Source organism: Faecalibacterium longum (genome assembly GCF_040094125.1).
GTDB lineage: Bacteria > Bacillota > Clostridia > Oscillospirales > Ruminococcaceae > Faecalibacterium > Faecalibacterium longum.
The window spans coordinates 32,058-47,679 of sequence record NZ_JBBNIH010000157.1; the positions used below are offsets into that span (position 1 = coordinate 32,058).

14 protein-coding genes are annotated in these 15,622 nt (G+C 57.3%); 7 read left to right on the plus strand and 7 right to left on the minus strand.

The window, feature by feature from the left end:
- Positions 1-230: 230 nt before the first annotated feature.
- Genes AAAU26_RS10025 through AAAU26_RS10045 form a run of 5 tightly spaced genes read left to right on the plus strand, consistent with a single transcriptional unit; the run spans position 231 to position 5,360 of the window.
- Entirely contained in the window at positions 231-1,286 is a 1,056-nt protein-coding gene (locus AAAU26_RS10025; RefSeq protein ID WP_227618946.1) for a LacI family DNA-binding transcriptional regulator, read from the plus strand.
- Between the two features lie 17 nt (positions 1,287-1,303).
- Positions 1,304-1,954 (plus strand): YesL family protein, encoded by a 651-nt coding sequence (locus tag AAAU26_RS10030; RefSeq protein WP_227618947.1) that lies wholly within the window; start codon positions 1,304-1,306, stop codon positions 1,952-1,954.
- Positions 1,941-2,558: a hypothetical protein gene (locus AAAU26_RS10035; protein WP_015564179.1), complete on the plus strand. Its 618-nt coding sequence runs from the start codon at positions 1,941-1,943 to the stop codon at positions 2,556-2,558. The genes AAAU26_RS10030 and AAAU26_RS10035 overlap by 14 nt, the downstream gene beginning before the upstream one ends.
- 36 nt (positions 2,559-2,594) lie before the next feature.
- Positions 2,595-3,527, plus strand: coding sequence for a carbohydrate kinase family protein (locus AAAU26_RS10040; protein WP_227618948.1), 933 nt, complete (start codon positions 2,595-2,597; stop codon positions 3,525-3,527).
- A 3-nt stretch (positions 3,528-3,530) separates the two neighbouring features.
- Positions 3,531-5,360 (plus strand): alpha-amylase family protein, encoded by a 1,830-nt coding sequence (locus tag AAAU26_RS10045; protein WP_227618949.1) that lies wholly within the window; start codon positions 3,531-3,533, stop codon positions 5,358-5,360.
- A 129-nt stretch (positions 5,361-5,489) separates the two neighbouring features.
- Here AAAU26_RS10045 and AAAU26_RS10050 read toward each other — a convergent pair whose 3' ends face one another.
- Positions 5,490-6,635: a glycoside hydrolase family 88/105 protein gene (locus AAAU26_RS10050; RefSeq protein ID WP_227618950.1), complete on the minus strand. Its 1,146-nt coding sequence runs from the start codon at positions 6,633-6,635 to the stop codon at positions 5,490-5,492.
- A gap of 3 nt (positions 6,636-6,638) precedes the next feature.
- A complete protein-coding gene (locus AAAU26_RS10055; RefSeq protein WP_158396128.1) occupies positions 6,639-8,195 on the minus strand; it encodes a glycoside hydrolase family 28 protein in 1,557 nt (518 codons plus the stop codon).
- Positions 8,196-8,325: 130 nt separating this feature from the next.
- Between AAAU26_RS10055 and AAAU26_RS10060 the strand changes: the two genes are divergently transcribed.
- The gene (locus tag AAAU26_RS10060) at positions 8,326-9,135 is read left to right on the plus strand and encodes an AraC family transcriptional regulator (protein WP_227618951.1); all 810 of its coding nucleotides are present in this window, start codon (positions 8,326-8,328) and stop codon (positions 9,133-9,135) included.
- A 233-nt stretch (positions 9,136-9,368) separates the two neighbouring features.
- Here the strand turns inward: AAAU26_RS10060 and AAAU26_RS10065 are convergent, their stop codons facing one another.
- From AAAU26_RS10065 to AAAU26_RS10085, 5 genes are all read right to left on the minus strand, one after another.
- Entirely contained in the window at positions 9,369-10,220 is an 852-nt protein-coding gene (locus AAAU26_RS10065; RefSeq protein ID WP_431602798.1) for a carbohydrate ABC transporter permease, read from the minus strand.
- A gap of 17 nt (positions 10,221-10,237) precedes the next feature.
- Complete coding sequence (locus tag AAAU26_RS10070; RefSeq protein ID WP_158396132.1) at positions 10,238-11,164, minus strand: carbohydrate ABC transporter permease; 927 nt, start codon at positions 11,162-11,164, stop codon at positions 10,238-10,240.
- A 207-nt stretch (positions 11,165-11,371) separates the two neighbouring features.
- Complete coding sequence (locus AAAU26_RS10075; protein WP_227618952.1) at positions 11,372-12,748, minus strand: ABC transporter substrate-binding protein; 1,377 nt, start codon at positions 12,746-12,748, stop codon at positions 11,372-11,374.
- Positions 12,749-13,227: 479 nt separating this feature from the next.
- Positions 13,228-13,830 (minus strand): thymidine kinase, encoded by a 603-nt coding sequence (locus AAAU26_RS10080; RefSeq protein ID WP_015565365.1) that lies wholly within the window; start codon positions 13,828-13,830, stop codon positions 13,228-13,230.
- 78 nt (positions 13,831-13,908) lie between these two features.
- Positions 13,909-14,550, minus strand: coding sequence for a redox-sensing transcriptional repressor Rex (locus tag AAAU26_RS10085; RefSeq protein ID WP_149793550.1), 642 nt, complete (start codon positions 14,548-14,550; stop codon positions 13,909-13,911).
- A gap of 263 nt (positions 14,551-14,813) precedes the next feature.
- Here AAAU26_RS10085 and AAAU26_RS10090 point away from each other — a divergent pair, with 263 nt between their 5' ends.
- A complete protein-coding gene (locus AAAU26_RS10090) occupies positions 14,814-15,500 on the plus strand; it encodes a ClpP family protease (RefSeq protein ID WP_149793551.1) in 687 nt (228 codons plus the stop codon).
- The last annotated feature ends 122 nt before the right edge of the window (positions 15,501-15,622 follow it).

Consider the following 15,622-nt stretch of genomic DNA (forward strand, 5'->3'; position numbering starts at 1 on the left):
GCAAGCGAATGTCAACGATAATTCATGGTATATATCAAAAAATACTGTGGATTTGTACAGATGCACAAATTCGAAAGTGCGTAAATATGCAAAATGATGATTTGCATTTTTACATTTGACTAATTTGTGCATTTGCACTATACTGGAGTCACAAAGAATAAGATCCGTCACCAGACTTTATCTATAAAAAAGAACATCCGCTCCTGTATTATAAAGAAAGAGGATGACTTATGGCAACCAAGGTCACCATTCAGGATATTGCAAGCGAACTGCAGCTTTCCCGCAACACAGTTTCAAAGGCCATCAACAACACCGGTGTGCTGGCAGATGCCACACGGGAGAAGATCCTGCGCAAAGCCGCCGAAATGGGCTATAAGCAGTTTGCCTATCTGCCGCTGTTTCAGGAAGACGCTGCAAAAACAGCAGGGCCTTTCATTCTGCCGAGTGACAAACGGGAAATCGCCATGCTGACGACCCGTTTTCTGAACAACTCTCACTTTTCCTCCATGATGCTGGATCGTTTCCAGTCGGAAATCGACCATCTGCACAGCTGCATGACCATTCATCGCATTTCTCCCATAGAGCTGAAAGAGAAAAAACTTCCATCTTCTCTCAACATCCAGCACACAGCCGGCATCATCTGTTTTGAAGTATTCGACTATGACTACGCACAGATGCTGTGCGATCTGGATGTTCCGCTGCTGTTTGTAGACACCCCTGTGATGGATATGCGTCCTCCTCTTAAAGCTGACCGCCTTTATATGGAAAACCGCATTGAGATTCAGAATGCGGTGGCCCACATGGTCCAGCACGGCAAAAAACGCATCAGCTTTGCGGGGGATAAAAACCACTGTCAGTCCTTCTTTGAGCGTTATATGGCTTATAAGGATGCAATGGAGTACTTTGGTCTGACAGAAGGCCTGAGCACCTGTGCGATGCCATCTGGACAGCAGAACTATCCGGTATCCCTGTACGAAACCATACGTCGGTTCAAAACGATGCCGGATGCCTTTGTCTGCGCCAATGACTTTGTTGCCATGGATCTGGTCAAGGCATTGAATGAGCTGGGGTATTCGGTTCCCGATGATATCTGGGTCTGCGGCTTCGATGACAGTCAGGAGGCTTCCTACTTTGTCCCCCGTCTGACTTCGATCCATATCCATGGACAGATCATGGGCTACACCGCTGCCAATCTGCTTATGACCCGCATCGAAGAGCCATCGCTGAACTATCGCACCGTCTATACGGAAACCAACCTGATCCTGCGCGAATCCACAGGAGATTGAGCGAAAGGAGAACCACCATGCGTGACCTGTGCAATACGGACAAGCCGTTGTTTGCTGTGCTGACGAAATTGACTTACAGTGCTTATCTGAACATCTTATGGCTCGTGTGCAGCCTGCCCATCGTTACCATAGGGGCTTCTACGACCGCATTGTTCTACGTCACGCTCAAAATGGCGGAAGATCGGGACGATGGTCTGACCCGGATGTTTTTTAAGGCGTTCCGGGAAAATTTTAAGCCTGCCACAAAACTCTGGCTTATCCTGCTGGCAGTCGGCAGTTTTCTGGCTGCGGATGGCTTTGTGCTGTGCCGAATGTGGAGCGAAAACATTTTCTGGACGCTGCTCACGGCAGTGCTTATTGGTGCGGCAGTTCTGTACGGCATCGTTCTGCTGTATGTCTTTCCTCTGCTGGCACGGTTTGAAAACACCACCTTCGGCATCCTGAAAACGGCGTTTCTCGTGGGTGTCCGGTATCTGTTTTGCACCCTGCTGATGGCGGCGGTCTATGGCATCATGGGGTACGTCATAGTGTTTGTGTTCACGCCTGCATTCCTGCTGGGCATGGGCTTCTGCGCCATGATCTGCTCCTTTCTGATGCTTCGGATCCTCTATCTGATCGGTGGAGACCCTGATGCAGTACACGAGGAATACGACCATGACAAAAACTGACCGGGATACGCTCCGCTCCCTCCATGGACGCAAAAAGTGGGAGCACATCTGGGCATATTACAAGCTGCCCATTGCGATCGTGCTCATCGTCGTCTATATCCTCGGGTATGCAGCCTACCGTCATGTGACGAAAAAAGAGGATGTGCTTTACCTTGGTCTGGTAAATATCACTGCCGGGTCTGATCTGACGGAACAGCTTACCACCGGCTTTGCCGAGGCGCAGGGTCTGACCAAAAAGCAACAGGTCGATCTGCTGTCCGGCTTGCTGCTCAGCGAAAGCGAACGCGCAGAGGAGCAGTATGTATATGCTTCGGAGATGAAGCTGCTGGGTGCAGTCAGTGCCCAGCGGTTAGATGTTGTTCTGATGGACGAATATGCACGGGATCGACTGTTGGCAGATGATTATTTTCTCGATCTGCGGACACTGGATGCGTCTTTCCATGCACTGTCGGGTTTGAACGCCGGTGGGACAGTGCTGGATATTTCGGACACGCCGTTTGTCAGGCAGGCAGGTTTTTCTGGCAAGGTCTATCTTGGGGTAGTGCAGAATGCACCGCACCCGGAGCGTGCAGCCGCTTACATTCATTATCTGTTCCAGCGGTGATCGTTGGGTTTCACATCAAGAATAAGGAGAATTATCATGGACATTTTAACGATTGGTGAAGTTTTGATCGACCTGACCCAGACCGGCAAGGATGAGCGCGGCATCCCTCAGTTTGCCGCAAACCCCGGCGGTGCTCCGGCCAATCTGGCGGTGGCTGCCGCCCGGCTGGGCGCACAGACTGCCTTTATCGGCAAGGTGGGTGCAGATGCCTTTGGCCGCTACCTGAAAGAGGTTCTGGCAGAGAACAAGGTGGACGTTTCCGGCATGGCGGTGGATGCAGACCACCCCACCACCATGGCGGTGGTCTCGGTGGATGCTACCGGTGAGCGGGATTTCAGCTTCTACCGCAGTGCTAACGCCGATGTGATGCTGAGCAAAGAGGACATTTCGGAGGGCGCTCTGAAAGCTGCCAAAATCGTCCACTTCGGTTCTGTCAGCCTGACCGCCGACCCTTCCCGCACCGCCACACTGGATGCCGCCGCCCGTGCCAAAAAGATGGGTGCTGTCATTACTTATGACCCCAACTACCGTGCAAACCTCTGGAAGAACAAAGAGGAAGCCATTGCCCAGATGAAAGCTCCCCTGCCACTGGTGGATATTCTGAAAGTGTCCGATGAAGAGCTGCCCCTGCTCACCGGCACCACTGATTGCGAAAGCGGCACAGCACAGCTGGCACAGAATGGCATCCGGCTGATTTTCGTCACCTTGGGTGCAAACGGCGTATTCTACCGTTTTGGAGAGAAAACCGGTCATGTGGCTGGCGTTCCCTGCAAGGTAGGCGACACCAACGGCGCAGGCGACACCTTCTTTGGAGCGGCTCTGTCCAAGCTCTGCAAAGAGGATCTGAACAACCTCACCGTGGACAAGCTGGAAGGCATTCTGGCTTTTGCCAACAAAGCGGCCAGCATCACCACCAGCCGGCATGGTGCCATCCCTGCCATGCCCACCCTTGCAGAAGTGGAGGGCTGAACCATGGCAGCGAAACAGGAATTTGCGTCCCGGTTTGCCAAGCACAAGGACGAGCTGGAATGGCTGTTCATGGAGCTGTACCACAACCGGGAAGGGCTGGAGGTTCTGGAGCGGGAGATGGCAGAAGCCTACAACGCCCGCAGTGCCGAGCTGAAAGCACTGGATAAGGTACGCTCTGCCGACCCGGACTGGTACAAGCGTGGCAATATGTTCGGCATGACCATGTACACCGACCTCTTTGCCGGGAACTTGAAAGAGCTGGCAAAGAAGCTGCCCTACCTCAAAGAGCAGAAGCTGACCTATCTGCACCTGATGCCCCTGCTGCAGATGCCCCATCCCCACAACGATGGCGGCTATGCGGTGGAGGATTTCGACACCGTAGACCCTGCCCTTGGCACCAACAAGGATCTGGAAGATCTGACCCGTGAACTGCGCAAGGCGGGCATCAGCCTGTGTCTGGATTTCGTGATGAACCACACCGCCAGCACCCACCGCTGGGCCATGGAGGCAAAGGCAGGTGACCCGTGGTTTCAGGCGTATTACCATCTCTATGACGACCGCACCATCCCCGACCAGTACGAGCAGACTGTGCCGCAGGTGTTCCCCAACACTGCCCCCGGCAACTTTACATGGTGTGAGGAGATGCACAAGTGGGTGCTGACCACCTTCCACGACTACCAGTGGGATCTGAACTACGCAAACCCGGCGGTGTTCGTGGACATGACCAAGAGCATCCTGCATCTTGCCAACCTCGGCGTAGAGGTGTTCCGCATTGACGCCGTGCCCTACATCTGGAAGCAGCTGGGCACCACCTGCCGCAATCTGCCGCAGGTACACACCATCGTGCGGATGCTCCGCATGGTGCTGGAATGCGTCTGCCCGGCGGTCATCCTCAAGGGCGAGGTGGTCATGGCTCCCAAGGAGCTGGCAGCGTACTTCGGCACCCCGGAAAAACCGGAATGCCATATGCTCTACAACGTATCCACCATGGTCAACCTGTGGGGTGCCCTTGCCAGCCGGGATACTCGGTTGCTGAAAGCCCAGCTGGATGCCCTCCACGCTCTGCCAGACAACTGCTGGTTCGTGAACTATCTGCGCTGCCACGATGATATTGGCTGGGGTCTGGACGAGGCGGTGGAAAACCGGCTTGGTATCGACCCGCAGAAACATAAAGAATATCTCTACCACTTCTACGAGGGCAACTTCCCCGGCAGCTGGGCAAAGGGCGAGCTGTACAACTACGACCCTGCCACCGGCGATGCCCGCAGCTGCGGCACCACCGCCAGCCTGTGCGGTATCGAACAGGCACTTGAGAAAAACGATAAAATTGCGCTGGATTATGCCGTGAAGCGCGACCTGCTGCTGCACACTGCTATGGCATTCTTGCAGGGCTTCCCCATGCTGAACTGCGGGGACGAGATCGCCCAGTGCAACGGCTGGGATTACAAAAACGACCCTGACCGTGTGGAGGACAGCCGCAATCTGCATCGCAGCAAGTTCAACTGGGAGGATGCCAAACAGCGCACCCAAAAAGGCACGCTGCAAAACAAGTTGTGGCAGGGCATGGAGCAGCTGCGCCAAATGCGGGCAGACCCCTGCTTTGCCCCGGATGCGTGGGTGACCACATGGGACAGCCACAACCCCGGTGTGCTGGCGCTGGTACGCAAGCGCGGCGAGGAAACGCTGGTGGGACTGTTCAACTTTACCGAGTACCCGGCAGGAGCCGGTCTGGACGCTCTGGGCGGCAAGTATCACACCGCAGATGGAGCTTCCGTCTGGCTGGCGGATGTGGAACTGAAGCCCTATCAGGCGCTGCTGGTAAAAAACAAATAAGCAAAACGAGCCATCCGGCCAATGCCGTTAAGTTAAGCGGCTAATAAAAAATGGACCTCATCAAAAAGCGCCCCGGCTCCCTCGTGCAGTGAGGGAGCCGGGGCGCTTTCTTGCGCGATACGGTCTTTCTTACTTCCGTGCTATCATCTCGGTATAGGCCAGCACCAGCGGGCCGACGCCCTTTGCGTCGTTGCAGACCACTGGCTCACTGAAATAGTAAGCCAGCGAGCCGTCGCGGTGGTCCTTGCCGCCGAGGCCGGCCACGAGGCAGATGCCGTCCAGCTGCAGGCTGCCGTCCGGGTTCTTGCTCAGATACTTGTCACAGGTGCCGTAGAAGGCTTTCTCGGCCCATGCGGCCATCCGCTTGGGCAGGTAGCCGAGACGCACGCCCTTGAGCACGGCGTAGGCGAAGAGGGCCGTGCCGCTGGTCTCGAGGTAGTTGCCCTCGACGCCGGGGTGGTCCATCACCTGCCAGAACATGCCGGTCTCCTCGTCCTGGAACTTGTGGACGTCCTCAATGGTCTGCTTGAACATCGCCATGATGCCGCGGTACTCGTTGTACAGCTGCTCATCCATCCGCTCCAGCACGTCCACCATCGCCACCATGAACCAGCCCATGGCCCGCAGCCAGAAGTTGGGGCTGCAGCCGGTGACGGGGTCGGCCCAGTACATCTGGCGGCTCTCGTCGTAGCCGTGGTAGTACAGGCCGGTCTTCTCATCCCGCATGTGCTTCTTGATGTTCATGAACTGCTTGTAGCTGTCGATGCAGCCCTGCATCTTGTTGTAGCGGGTCTCGTACTCCATATAGAAGGGCTGGGCCATGTAGGTGCCGTCCAGCCAGACCTGCCACGGATAAATGTCCTTGTGCCAGAAGTTGCCCTCCTTGGTGCGGGGCTGGGTGAGCAGCTGGCTGCGGATGGTGTCGATGGCCTTGCGGTACTTCTCGTCGCCGAAGATGTCGTAGAGGATGAACAGGTTTTTGCCCTGATTCACGTTGTCGAGGTTGTACTCCTTCGGGTCGTAGGTCTTGATGGAGCCGTCTTCCTGCACGAACCAGTCGATGAAATCCCTGGAAAATTTCAGATACTTCTCGTCGCCGGTGGTCTTATACAGGCTCAGGCAGGCGGTGATCATGCAGCCGTCGATGTAGTTCCACTTGTTGGGCTTGCCGCTGCGGACCTTCTCGATGTTCCACATGGGTGCCTCGGCGCTGGAATTGGCGATGAGGTAGTCCACATAATCGCCCAGCATGGACAAAATCTCTTCATGAGTCATGGCTTAGTCCTCCTCAAAATGGCCGACGTTGGCAAAGCGCAGGCGCTCGCCCTCGTAGCCCTCGATCTTGACGTTGTGCAGCTCGATGTTCTTGACGTTCTCGGCGTAGATGGCCAGCTTCTTGACCAGCGGGCGGTTGTCGGCCATGGCAGCCTGACCCTCCTTTGCGTCGGGGTCGAAGGTGATGGTGACGTTCTTCATGGAGACGCCCTCGATGGGCTGCTCGGGCAGGCCGTCAAAGTAGCAGCCCGCAAACTGTGCGTCGGTGGCCACGATGTCTTCCATGGTCAGGGTGCCGAGCTTCGGGGTGTACTCGTCCACGGGCAGAGCCTCGCGGCACTGGACATAGGGGCTGTGGCCGTCCGGGTCGCAGAAGTAGAACATATTGATGACGAAGGGAGCCTTGACGCCCCGCATCTCCACGTTGCGGAACACCAGACCGTCGATGACGGCGGTGTTGCCGCGGCCGCGGCGGGTCTTGACGCGGAGGCCGCGGTCGGTGTGGTCCATGAGGCACTGGGTGACCACCATGTCCTTGACGCCGCCGCTCATCTCGCTGCCGATGACGATGCCGCCGTGGCCCTTGTCCAGCAGGCAGTTGCGGATGACGGTGTGCTCGCAGCTCTTCTTGAGCTTCATGCCGAGGAAGACCTTGCTGGCCTTCATGGCGATGCAGTCGTCACCGACGTGGATGTTCACGCCGATGATGCGGATGTACTCGCAGCTTTCGGGGTCGATGCCGTCGGTGTTGGGGGCGTTGTAGGGATTGTTGATGTTGAAGTTCAGCAGGTCGAGGTGTTTGACGAAGATGGGGTGGATGGTCCAGGAGTAGCTGTTCTGCACGGTGATGCCGTGGAGGCAGACGTTCTCGCTGTCCACCATCGCCACGGCGCGGGGACGCCATGCGATGCGCTTGACCTTGGGATCGACCCACCAGTCGCCGTTCTGGGCGTCGCAGTCCAGTGTGCCTTCACCGGTGACGACGACGTCATGCACCTGGGTGATGTTCAGCAGGCCCGCAAAGCTGTTCAGCGGGTTGCCCTCCCAGCCGGTGAGGTAGTATTCGTCCACTTCGTTCTCGCTGGGGATGACGCCAGGCAGGATGGGGTAGTGGGTGCGGTCATTGTCGCCCAGCAGCACAGCACCCTTCTCGAGGTAGAGGGTGGTGCAGCTCTTCATGAAGAGGCTGGCGGTGCGGTAGCGGCCAGCGGGGACATATACCGTGCCGCCCCTGGGGCAGGTGGAAAGAGCAGCCTGCAGCCTGCCGGTGTTGTCGGTCTCGCCATCGGCGACGAGGCCATAGCGGGATGCGTCCACAAAGAAGCTCTCGGCCTCGGTGGTGAAATCCAGTTTCAGGTGCTCACCCTCGGTGTCTACCTCCACGGTGTAGGTGGTGGACGGAGTCAGGGAAAAGAGGGAGAACACGTTGGTGTTGCAGCTTTCGTAAATGGTCTTGCCGTTCAGAGCCACGGCGAAGGGGTGCTCCGGGCGGAAGCACTTGCCATTTTCCAGCTCGAAGACGGCGCTGCGGGTCATAGAACGGATGAGAGACAGATTCATTTTTACAGCCTCCTGAGTTATTTGCGTAGATTTGCGGCTTGCCCGCAGAGGGCGGGCATGGTACACTGGAGATAAGAATATCAGAGCACTGCCCCGGCGGGGCAGGCATAGCAAGAAGGGGGAAGGGCGGATGCGCGCCGAACGGGAAAAACTCAACGCGAAGATCACGGCGGGAGCGCTCAAGCTGGCCGGCGGGCGGCTCGAGCTGCCTGCCGAGATGTGCCATATCGTTCTGTTTTCAGGCGGCAGCTGCACGGTCCAGTGCGGGGACATGTCGCTCCTGGTCAGCCCCGGCTGCGCACTGCTGCTGGGGCCAGGGGCGTGGGTGGTATCGCAGGCAGGCCACACCCAGCCGGAAATGCTGGGGTGCGAGTTCCCGCTGGCAGTGCTCCACGAGATGAAGAACGCCACCGGCGAAGATTTCCTCCGCCTTTTTGCACCGGGAAGTCAGATGGTCCTTTACGGCAGCGTCCAGTGGGCCAGCCGTCTGCGGACGCTGCTGGAGATGATGCGGGGCGCCATGGGCGAGCCGGAGTATCCCGGCGGGCTGTATCTGGCACTGACGCTCCACTATGTGGAGCAGGAGCACCGGGCGCAGAGCGCCGCCGATGCCCGCCCCCGCAACGAGACGGTGGAGCAGATATGCGCCTACCTTGCGGCAAACTACCAGCAGAAGCTTTCCCTCACCGAGGTGGCAGCGCGATTCTACATCTCGCCCTACTATCTGAGCCGGCTGTTCCGGCGGGTGACGGGGCAGTCCATCGTGGACTACATCAACGCCCGCCGCATCGAGGCGGCACAGAAGCTTCTGGAAACGACAGAGCTGAGCATCGGCAGCGTGGCCGAGCAGACCGGTTTCGCCTCTGCGGCCCACTTCCGCCGCGTTTTTCGGGAGACGATGGGCGTCGGGCCGCTGCAATATAGAAAAAGTAGGAAATAAACCTCTCCGTCACGCCTGACGGCGTGCCACCTCTCCTATCGAGGAGAGGCCTTGGCATTTCATAAAGCTTCACCTCTTCGCCAGAGGCTCCCCTCGGTAGGGGAGCTGTCGAGCGATAGCGAGACTGAGAGGTTGATACCTCCGCAAAAAATGCCCCCTGCGTCCTCTCTACGGGAAGAGGCACAGGGGGCATTCATGTTTGTCGGGATTATCCGAGCGGCGGGGGCTTCAGCTTAGCCCTTGACAGCACCGGCGGAGATACCTTCGACGAACTGATCCTGTGCGCAGAAGAACACGATGAGCTGCGGCAGGATAGAGATCAGGGACAGGGCCAGAATACGGTTCCAGGCAAAGCCCGTATCACCGTCCATGGACAGCTTGACGAACAGGGACATGGGGTACTTTGCAGGGGTCTGGACGTAAAGCAGGGGACCCATGAAGTCGTTGCAGCTCCACATGAACTGGAACAGTGCGCAGGACACCAGAGCGGGCATCAGCATCGGGACGATGACCTTGTACAGGGTCTGGAAGGAGGAGCAGCCGTCGATGGCGGCAGCCTCGTCCAGGTCGCGGGGGACGTTGCGCATGAACTGCACCAGCTGGTAGACGAAATAGGTCTCAGTTGCGAATGCGCAGTGGACCCAGATGGCCAGATAGAACGGGCTGTTGACCCAGCCGAACTTGGTGTACAGCAGGAACTGAGGCACGTTCAGGACGACCTGAGGCAGGAACAGGGTGGCCAGCATGATGCTGAACAGGATCTTCCGGCCCGGGAAGTCGAAGCGGCCAAAGCCGTAAGCTGCAATGCAGGAGGAGACCACGGTGCAGATGACCTTGGGCAGAACGTAGCTGTAAGTGTTCAGCATGGCCTGCAGGATGTTGATGGAACCGCCGAAGTTGTTCAGCGCGTTCTTGTAGCCCTCCAGAGTGGGGTTCTTGATCCACAGGCCGATGCCTGCAAAGATCTCGCTGTTGTCCTTAAAGGTGGCGCTGATCATCCACAGCAGGGGATAGATCATGATGAGGCCCACCAGGATCAGGACGAAGTACTTGAAAAACGTCGCGATGGCGTTAGAAGCTTTCATTCCCATACTGTCACACCTTACCTTTCATCCGAGTAGTAGACCCACTTCTTCTGGCTGGTGAAGGCGATGATCGTCAGGATGCAGACGATGACGAACATGATCCATGCCAGTGCGGAAGCCATGCCCATCTGGTTGGACTTGAATGCGTAGTTGTAGACCAGAATGGAGATGAGGGTGGTGGAACCGCGGGGACCGCCGTTGGTGATGATGAACGGGCCATTGAACTCCTGGAAAGCCTGGCAGATCTGAGTGACCAGGTTGTAGAAGATGATGGGGGTGATCATCGGGACGGTGATGGAGAAGAACTGTTTCCATTTGCCAGCGCCGTCGATGGTGGCAGCCTCGTACAGGTCGGCCGGCACGCCCTTCAGAGCGGCGAGGAACAGCACCATGGCGGAGCCGAACTGCCAGATACGCAGGAAGCAGATGATCCACAGTGCGTAGCCGGGGTCGCTCAGCCAGGAAGGACCCTGGAAGTGGCCGAAGGTCAGCATACGGATGAGGGTGTTGACCAGACCGTCATCACGGAACACGGCCTTCCACAGCACGGCGATAGCAACAGAGCCGCCGAGGATGGAGGGAATGTAGTAGACGGTGCGGAACACGTTCACGCAGGCAATCTTGAAGTTCAGGATGTAGGCGATGAACAGTGCGAAGACCAGCTTCAGAGGCACAGTGATGAAGCTGTACTTGAAGGTGGTGATGAGCGCCTTGGTGATCTTGGGAGTGGTAAAGGCGTCCACATAGTTCATGATGCCATACTGATGGATGCCGTTGAAGAAGTCCATATCCGTAAAGCTGTAGTACAGAGACTGGCCGAACGGAATGGCCTTAAAGACGACGAAGCCGATGATCCAGGGGATCAGGTAGAACAGGCCCTGCCATTTGTCAAAAAACTTCTGGGCCGGGGTACGCCCGAGAGAGGGCGCTTTGCTTTCTTTCATCCGGGAATCCTCCTTTTATAAGGATATGTCTCGTACGCCGCACAATAGTTTGGACACATTTTTGTCAAAAAAATGTCATCACCGTCTTGCAAAAAAGGGGCATCCGTCCGTAGGTGGAAGGGATGCCCCTTGCAAGACTCCTTTATGCGGGGCGGCCTGTGTCAACACCGCGCGTGTGCGGGCCGCAAAAAGTCCGTGAGGCGGAAATTAGACGGAGTAGCCGACAGACTCCATGCCGTCCAGCAGGGTATCGACCAGGTCAGCGCCGGAAGCATTGTCGTAATCCAGAGTGTCGAACACTTCCTGATAGATGCCGGTGCCGGTAGCCTTCAGGTCGTTGGACTCGAACAGGGGGTCCAGCTGGTTGGAAACGAAGGCCATGACCTTGCCGTTTGCCTCAGCGACCAGCTCCTTGACGGCGCCGGCAGCCTGAGCAGCAGCCAGACCAGCCTTGGAGGCGGGGATGCCGCACTCAGAACCCATGATGGAAGCGCCCTTCTCCTCGTTCAGCAGGAAGTTGATGAGGGTAGCTGCCTCTGCGGGATGCTCGCAGGTCTTGGTGATGGCCAGACCCATGGAGACCTTGGAGAAGCCGCCGTTGTAATCGCCGAACTTGATCTCCTCGCCCACGGTGAAGCCAGCCTTGTTCTCCTCGTCCAGAGCGTCAGCGTACTTGGTAGCGGAGGAGTCCCACTCGAAGCAGCCGGCCAGCTTGCCGGTAATCCACTCGGTGGACTGGTGAGCGGCGTTGTCGCCGTTGGAGCCGTAGTAGGTGGGCAGGCTCATGATGACGTGACCATCCACCAGGCTCTTGATGAAGTCGATGCCCTCAGCGATCTGGTCAGCGTCGTAGTTCAGGGTAGAGGTGGTGGGGTCTGCCCAGTCCTTGCCGTACTTGGACTCGAGGTAGAAGACCATCAGGATCATACGGTCGTATGCGCCCAGGTGCAGGGGATAGTAGTCATCGCCCAGCTTCTCCTGGAAGGTCTTGCCGGCAGCCATCAGCTCGTCCAGAGTGGTGGGGAAGGAGATGCCGGCCTTGTCGAAGGTGGTCTTGTTCCAGTAGAAGATACGGCCGGTCATGGAGACAGGCACGCACTGCTGGGCGTTTGCCACGTTGCAGGCAGCCAGCTTGGCCTCGTCCCACTGGGTCAGGTCCAGATAGTCGGAGACGCTGTTCAGGTCGATGAAGGTCTGGCCGCTCTTGGAGTAGTTGTACAGCCAGTTCCAGTTGATCTGGCAGACATCCTCAGCGACGCCGCCTGCGAACTTGGTGGACATGGTGTCCTCCCAGCCGGACCATGCAGCGAAGGTGGGGTTGACGGTGATGGTGCTGTGCTCAGCAGAGAAAGCCTTGATGGCCTCCTGGTAAGCATTGTGACGGGACTCGCCGCCCCACCAGCTCATGGTCAGGGTGACGGGGTCAGAAGACAGACCGGCCACAGAAGCTGCTGCGGAAGAAGCAGCGGTGGAAGTGGCGGTAGAACCAGTGTTGCTGGAGCCGCCGCAGGCGGCCAGCAGGCCGGCAGCACCCACAGCGCCAGAGACCTTCAGAAAGTCACGACGAGAAATTGCCTTGCTCATTTTCGTTCTCCTCCTATGTAGAAAACATCTTCTTGCATGGATGCCTCTGCAAAGCATCCGTTGTATACAAATATGATACCAAAGGCAAGAAAAAAAAGAAAGATGCAAATTGTAGTGATAACGGCAGAAAACGTACAAATATTGCGCTTATTTTTTGCCCGGTTTTGACGTCATTGCCATAATGAATAAACTTGGACCGAAAAACTGTGCAACTTGTATACTTCAACGATTTGCATAGAAAACTGGGATGCAACAGGAGAAGATTGGCCTGAATTGCAAGAATTTTGTAGCCGAGGCAGAATTTGTTGAAAGAGCGTTGTATACATCAAAAGCGACGATAACAGAAAGTTCCGACCCTGAGCTGATATATCAATAGTGCAAAAAACGCGCGAATTGGGGCGCGACTGATATATCACGGATGCAGAAAAGATACAAAAATGCCGTCCGGCGTGCGGACGGCATAAAATCAGGAAAAAGAGTCACCGGCGGGCGGCGTAGAAGGCGCTGCGCTCCCGGAAATAGCACTGGGGACACATGCTGACGTACTGGACGTCGTTCTCAAGGTCGATGGCTACCTGTTCGCCCTCAAAGACGAAGCGGCCGTTGACCTTGCGGCAGTTGCAGGTGGCCTTGCGGCCGCAGGTGCAGATGGTCTTCATCTCCTCGATGGTGTGGGCCAGCTCCAGAAGCCGGGTGGAGCCGGGGAAGCCCTTGAGGGAGAAGTCGGAGCGCAGGCCGTAGCAGATGACGGGGATGTTCAGCTCTACCGTCACCATGAACAGCTGCTCGGCCTGCTCGGCAGTGAGGAACTGGCTCTCGTCACAGAGCACACAGGCCAGAGGCCGACCCTCGCTGCTGGCGGCCCGGACGGCCTCCACCAGGTCCATGTCCGGCGGCACCAGCAGGTCGGCAGGGCGGCGGACGCCCAGACGGCTCACGAGGTCGCCGCTGCCCTTGGTGTCCACCTTCGGCTTGAGGATGAGCACCCGCATCCCCTGCTCCTCGTAGTTGTGGGCCACCTGCATCAGCGCGGTGCTCTTGCCGCTGTTCATTGCGCCGTAACGGAAATAAAGCTTTGCCATGTCGAAAAAGTCTCCTCATGAAAGGACTCTCTCAGCCAAAGCCTGACGGAGAGGGCCTGTATTATTGATAGTATGTGCTCAGTCCTGATTGCGCAGCCGATAGCCCAGGCTCATCAGGCTGTCGCCGAGGTGGACGTTCTCCACCACCACGTCGGGGTAGGAGACAGACAGATCGTAGTGGGAGAAGTTCCAGAAGCCCTGAATGCCCAGAGCCACCAGACGGCCGCTGATCTCCTCTGCGCCGCTGCGGGGCAGACAGAGCACAGCCACCTCGGGGTGGTGCTCGGCGCAGAAAGCTTCCAGCTCATCAATGTGTAAAATCTGGATGCCGTTGATCTCTTTGCCTACCTCGTCGGGGGCATTGTCGAAGGCGGCGATGAGCTTGTAGCCGTTGGTGTCGGTGGTGATGAAGCGGCTCACAGCCTTGCCCAGACGGCCGCAGCCAATAAGGATGGTGGGCAGGAGGTCGCCGTTGCCAAAGAGCAGATGCTCAAGGATGCTCAGCAGGTTCTCCACCGAGTAGCCGATGCCCTGACGGCCATTCACGTCGCCGATGCAGTTGAAGTCCTGCCGCACCTGAGAGGCAGTGGTACCCATCTGGGCGGCCAGCTCACGGGACGAGATGCTGGTGATGCCGTCGTTCTTCAGGGTGCGCAGGTAGCGATAGTATTTGGGCAGGCGCTTGATGACGGGCAGAGAAGCTTTGCCGGGAGTGTTCATAGGGGGGTCTCCTTTCTTTTTATCCGCAGCATTGCCGGGGAGAAGTGCGCAGCGGCAGAGTGCTCCGGCAAAAGATTTGTACTTTCTTGTACAATAATGATACATATTTGACAATCTTATCTCTAGTATAAAGTATACAGCGCGAAGACAGAATGTCAAACCATTTGGCACATTTTTTTGAGAAAGAAAAGAAATCTTTGCCGAAGTATAACCGGCAGGAATGCCGGACAAGCTGAAATGAAGCAAAAAGGAGGATACGCAGAATGTCACAAGAAGAGAAGAACATCCCCGTGGAGCAGCAGCGGCTGGAAAAAGAGCAGATCGAGGATATGGGCAGCGTTTACCGTACCCGGGGAGCTCACGCCATCCACTGCCTGACGGTCATCGGGCAGGTGGAGGGCCATGTGGAAGCGCCTCAGGGCCAGAAGACCACCAAGTATGAGCACGTCATCCCCCAGCTGGTGGCCGTGCAGGAGGACCCCGCCATCGAGGGCCTGCTGGTCCTGCTCAATACGGTGGGCGGGGATGTGGAGGCGGGGCTTGCGCTGGCGGAGCTCATCGCCAGCATCTCCAAGCCCAGTGCGGCGGTGGTGCTGGGCGGGGGCCACTCCATCGGCATCCCGCTGGCCGTCAGCGCCCAGCGGAGCTTCATCGTGCCTACTGCCACCATGACGGTCCACCCCGTCCGCCATTCCGGCATGATACTGGGCGTGCCCCAGACCATGCGCTGGTTCGAGCAGATGCAGGAGCGCATCACCGGCTTCGTGGCGTCCCACAGCGGCATCTCGGAGAAGCGGTACACCGAGCTGATGATGCGCACGGGCGAGCTGGTCATGGACGTGGGTACCGTGCTGGATGGCCGAAAAGCCGTGCGGGAAAAGCTTATCGACGAGCTGGGCGGGCTGTCGGACGCGCTGGCATGGCTCTACCGAGAAATCGAGGGGAAATAAATTGCCATTTGACTTTTCCCGTGGTACAATGAAAGAATCGAGTAGTATCGAAATTCTTCCATCGTCACCGACAGAGCCGCCCTGAGCGCGCCCTGCTTCATGATATAAAATAAGGAACGGGT

Coding starts and splice junctions, on each gene's coding strand:
- AAAU26_RS10025 (WP_227618946.1), top strand. CDS start 231: ATGGCAACCAAGGTCACCATTCAGGATATTGCAAGCGAACTGCAGCTT.
- AAAU26_RS10030 (WP_227618947.1), top strand. CDS start 1,304: ATGCGTGACCTGTGCAATACGGACAAGCCGTTGTTTGCTGTGCTGACG.
- AAAU26_RS10035 (WP_015564179.1), top strand. CDS start 1,941: ATGACAAAAACTGACCGGGATACGCTCCGCTCCCTCCATGGACGCAAA.
- AAAU26_RS10040 (WP_227618948.1), top strand. CDS start 2,595: ATGGACATTTTAACGATTGGTGAAGTTTTGATCGACCTGACCCAGACC.
- AAAU26_RS10045 (WP_227618949.1), top strand. CDS start 3,531: ATGGCAGCGAAACAGGAATTTGCGTCCCGGTTTGCCAAGCACAAGGAC.
- AAAU26_RS10050 (WP_227618950.1), bottom strand. CDS start 6,635: ATGACTCATGAAGAGATTTTGTCCATGCTGGGCGATTATGTGGACTAC.
- AAAU26_RS10055 (WP_158396128.1), bottom strand. CDS start 8,195: ATGAATCTGTCTCTCATCCGTTCTATGACCCGCAGCGCCGTCTTCGAG.
- AAAU26_RS10060 (WP_227618951.1), top strand. CDS start 8,326: ATGCGCGCCGAACGGGAAAAACTCAACGCGAAGATCACGGCGGGAGCG.
- AAAU26_RS10065 (WP_431602798.1), bottom strand. CDS start 10,220: ATGAAAGCTTCTAACGCCATCGCGACGTTTTTCAAGTACTTCGTCCTG.
- AAAU26_RS10070 (WP_158396132.1), bottom strand. CDS start 11,164: ATGAAAGAAAGCAAAGCGCCCTCTCTCGGGCGTACCCCGGCCCAGAAG.
- AAAU26_RS10075 (WP_227618952.1), bottom strand. CDS start 12,748: ATGAGCAAGGCAATTTCTCGTCGTGACTTTCTGAAGGTCTCTGGCGCT.
- AAAU26_RS10080 (WP_015565365.1), bottom strand. CDS start 13,830: ATGGCAAAGCTTTATTTCCGTTACGGCGCAATGAACAGCGGCAAGAGC.
- AAAU26_RS10085 (WP_149793550.1), bottom strand. CDS start 14,550: ATGAACACTCCCGGCAAAGCTTCTCTGCCCGTCATCAAGCGCCTGCCC.
- AAAU26_RS10090 (WP_149793551.1), top strand. CDS start 14,814: ATGTCACAAGAAGAGAAGAACATCCCCGTGGAGCAGCAGCGGCTGGAA.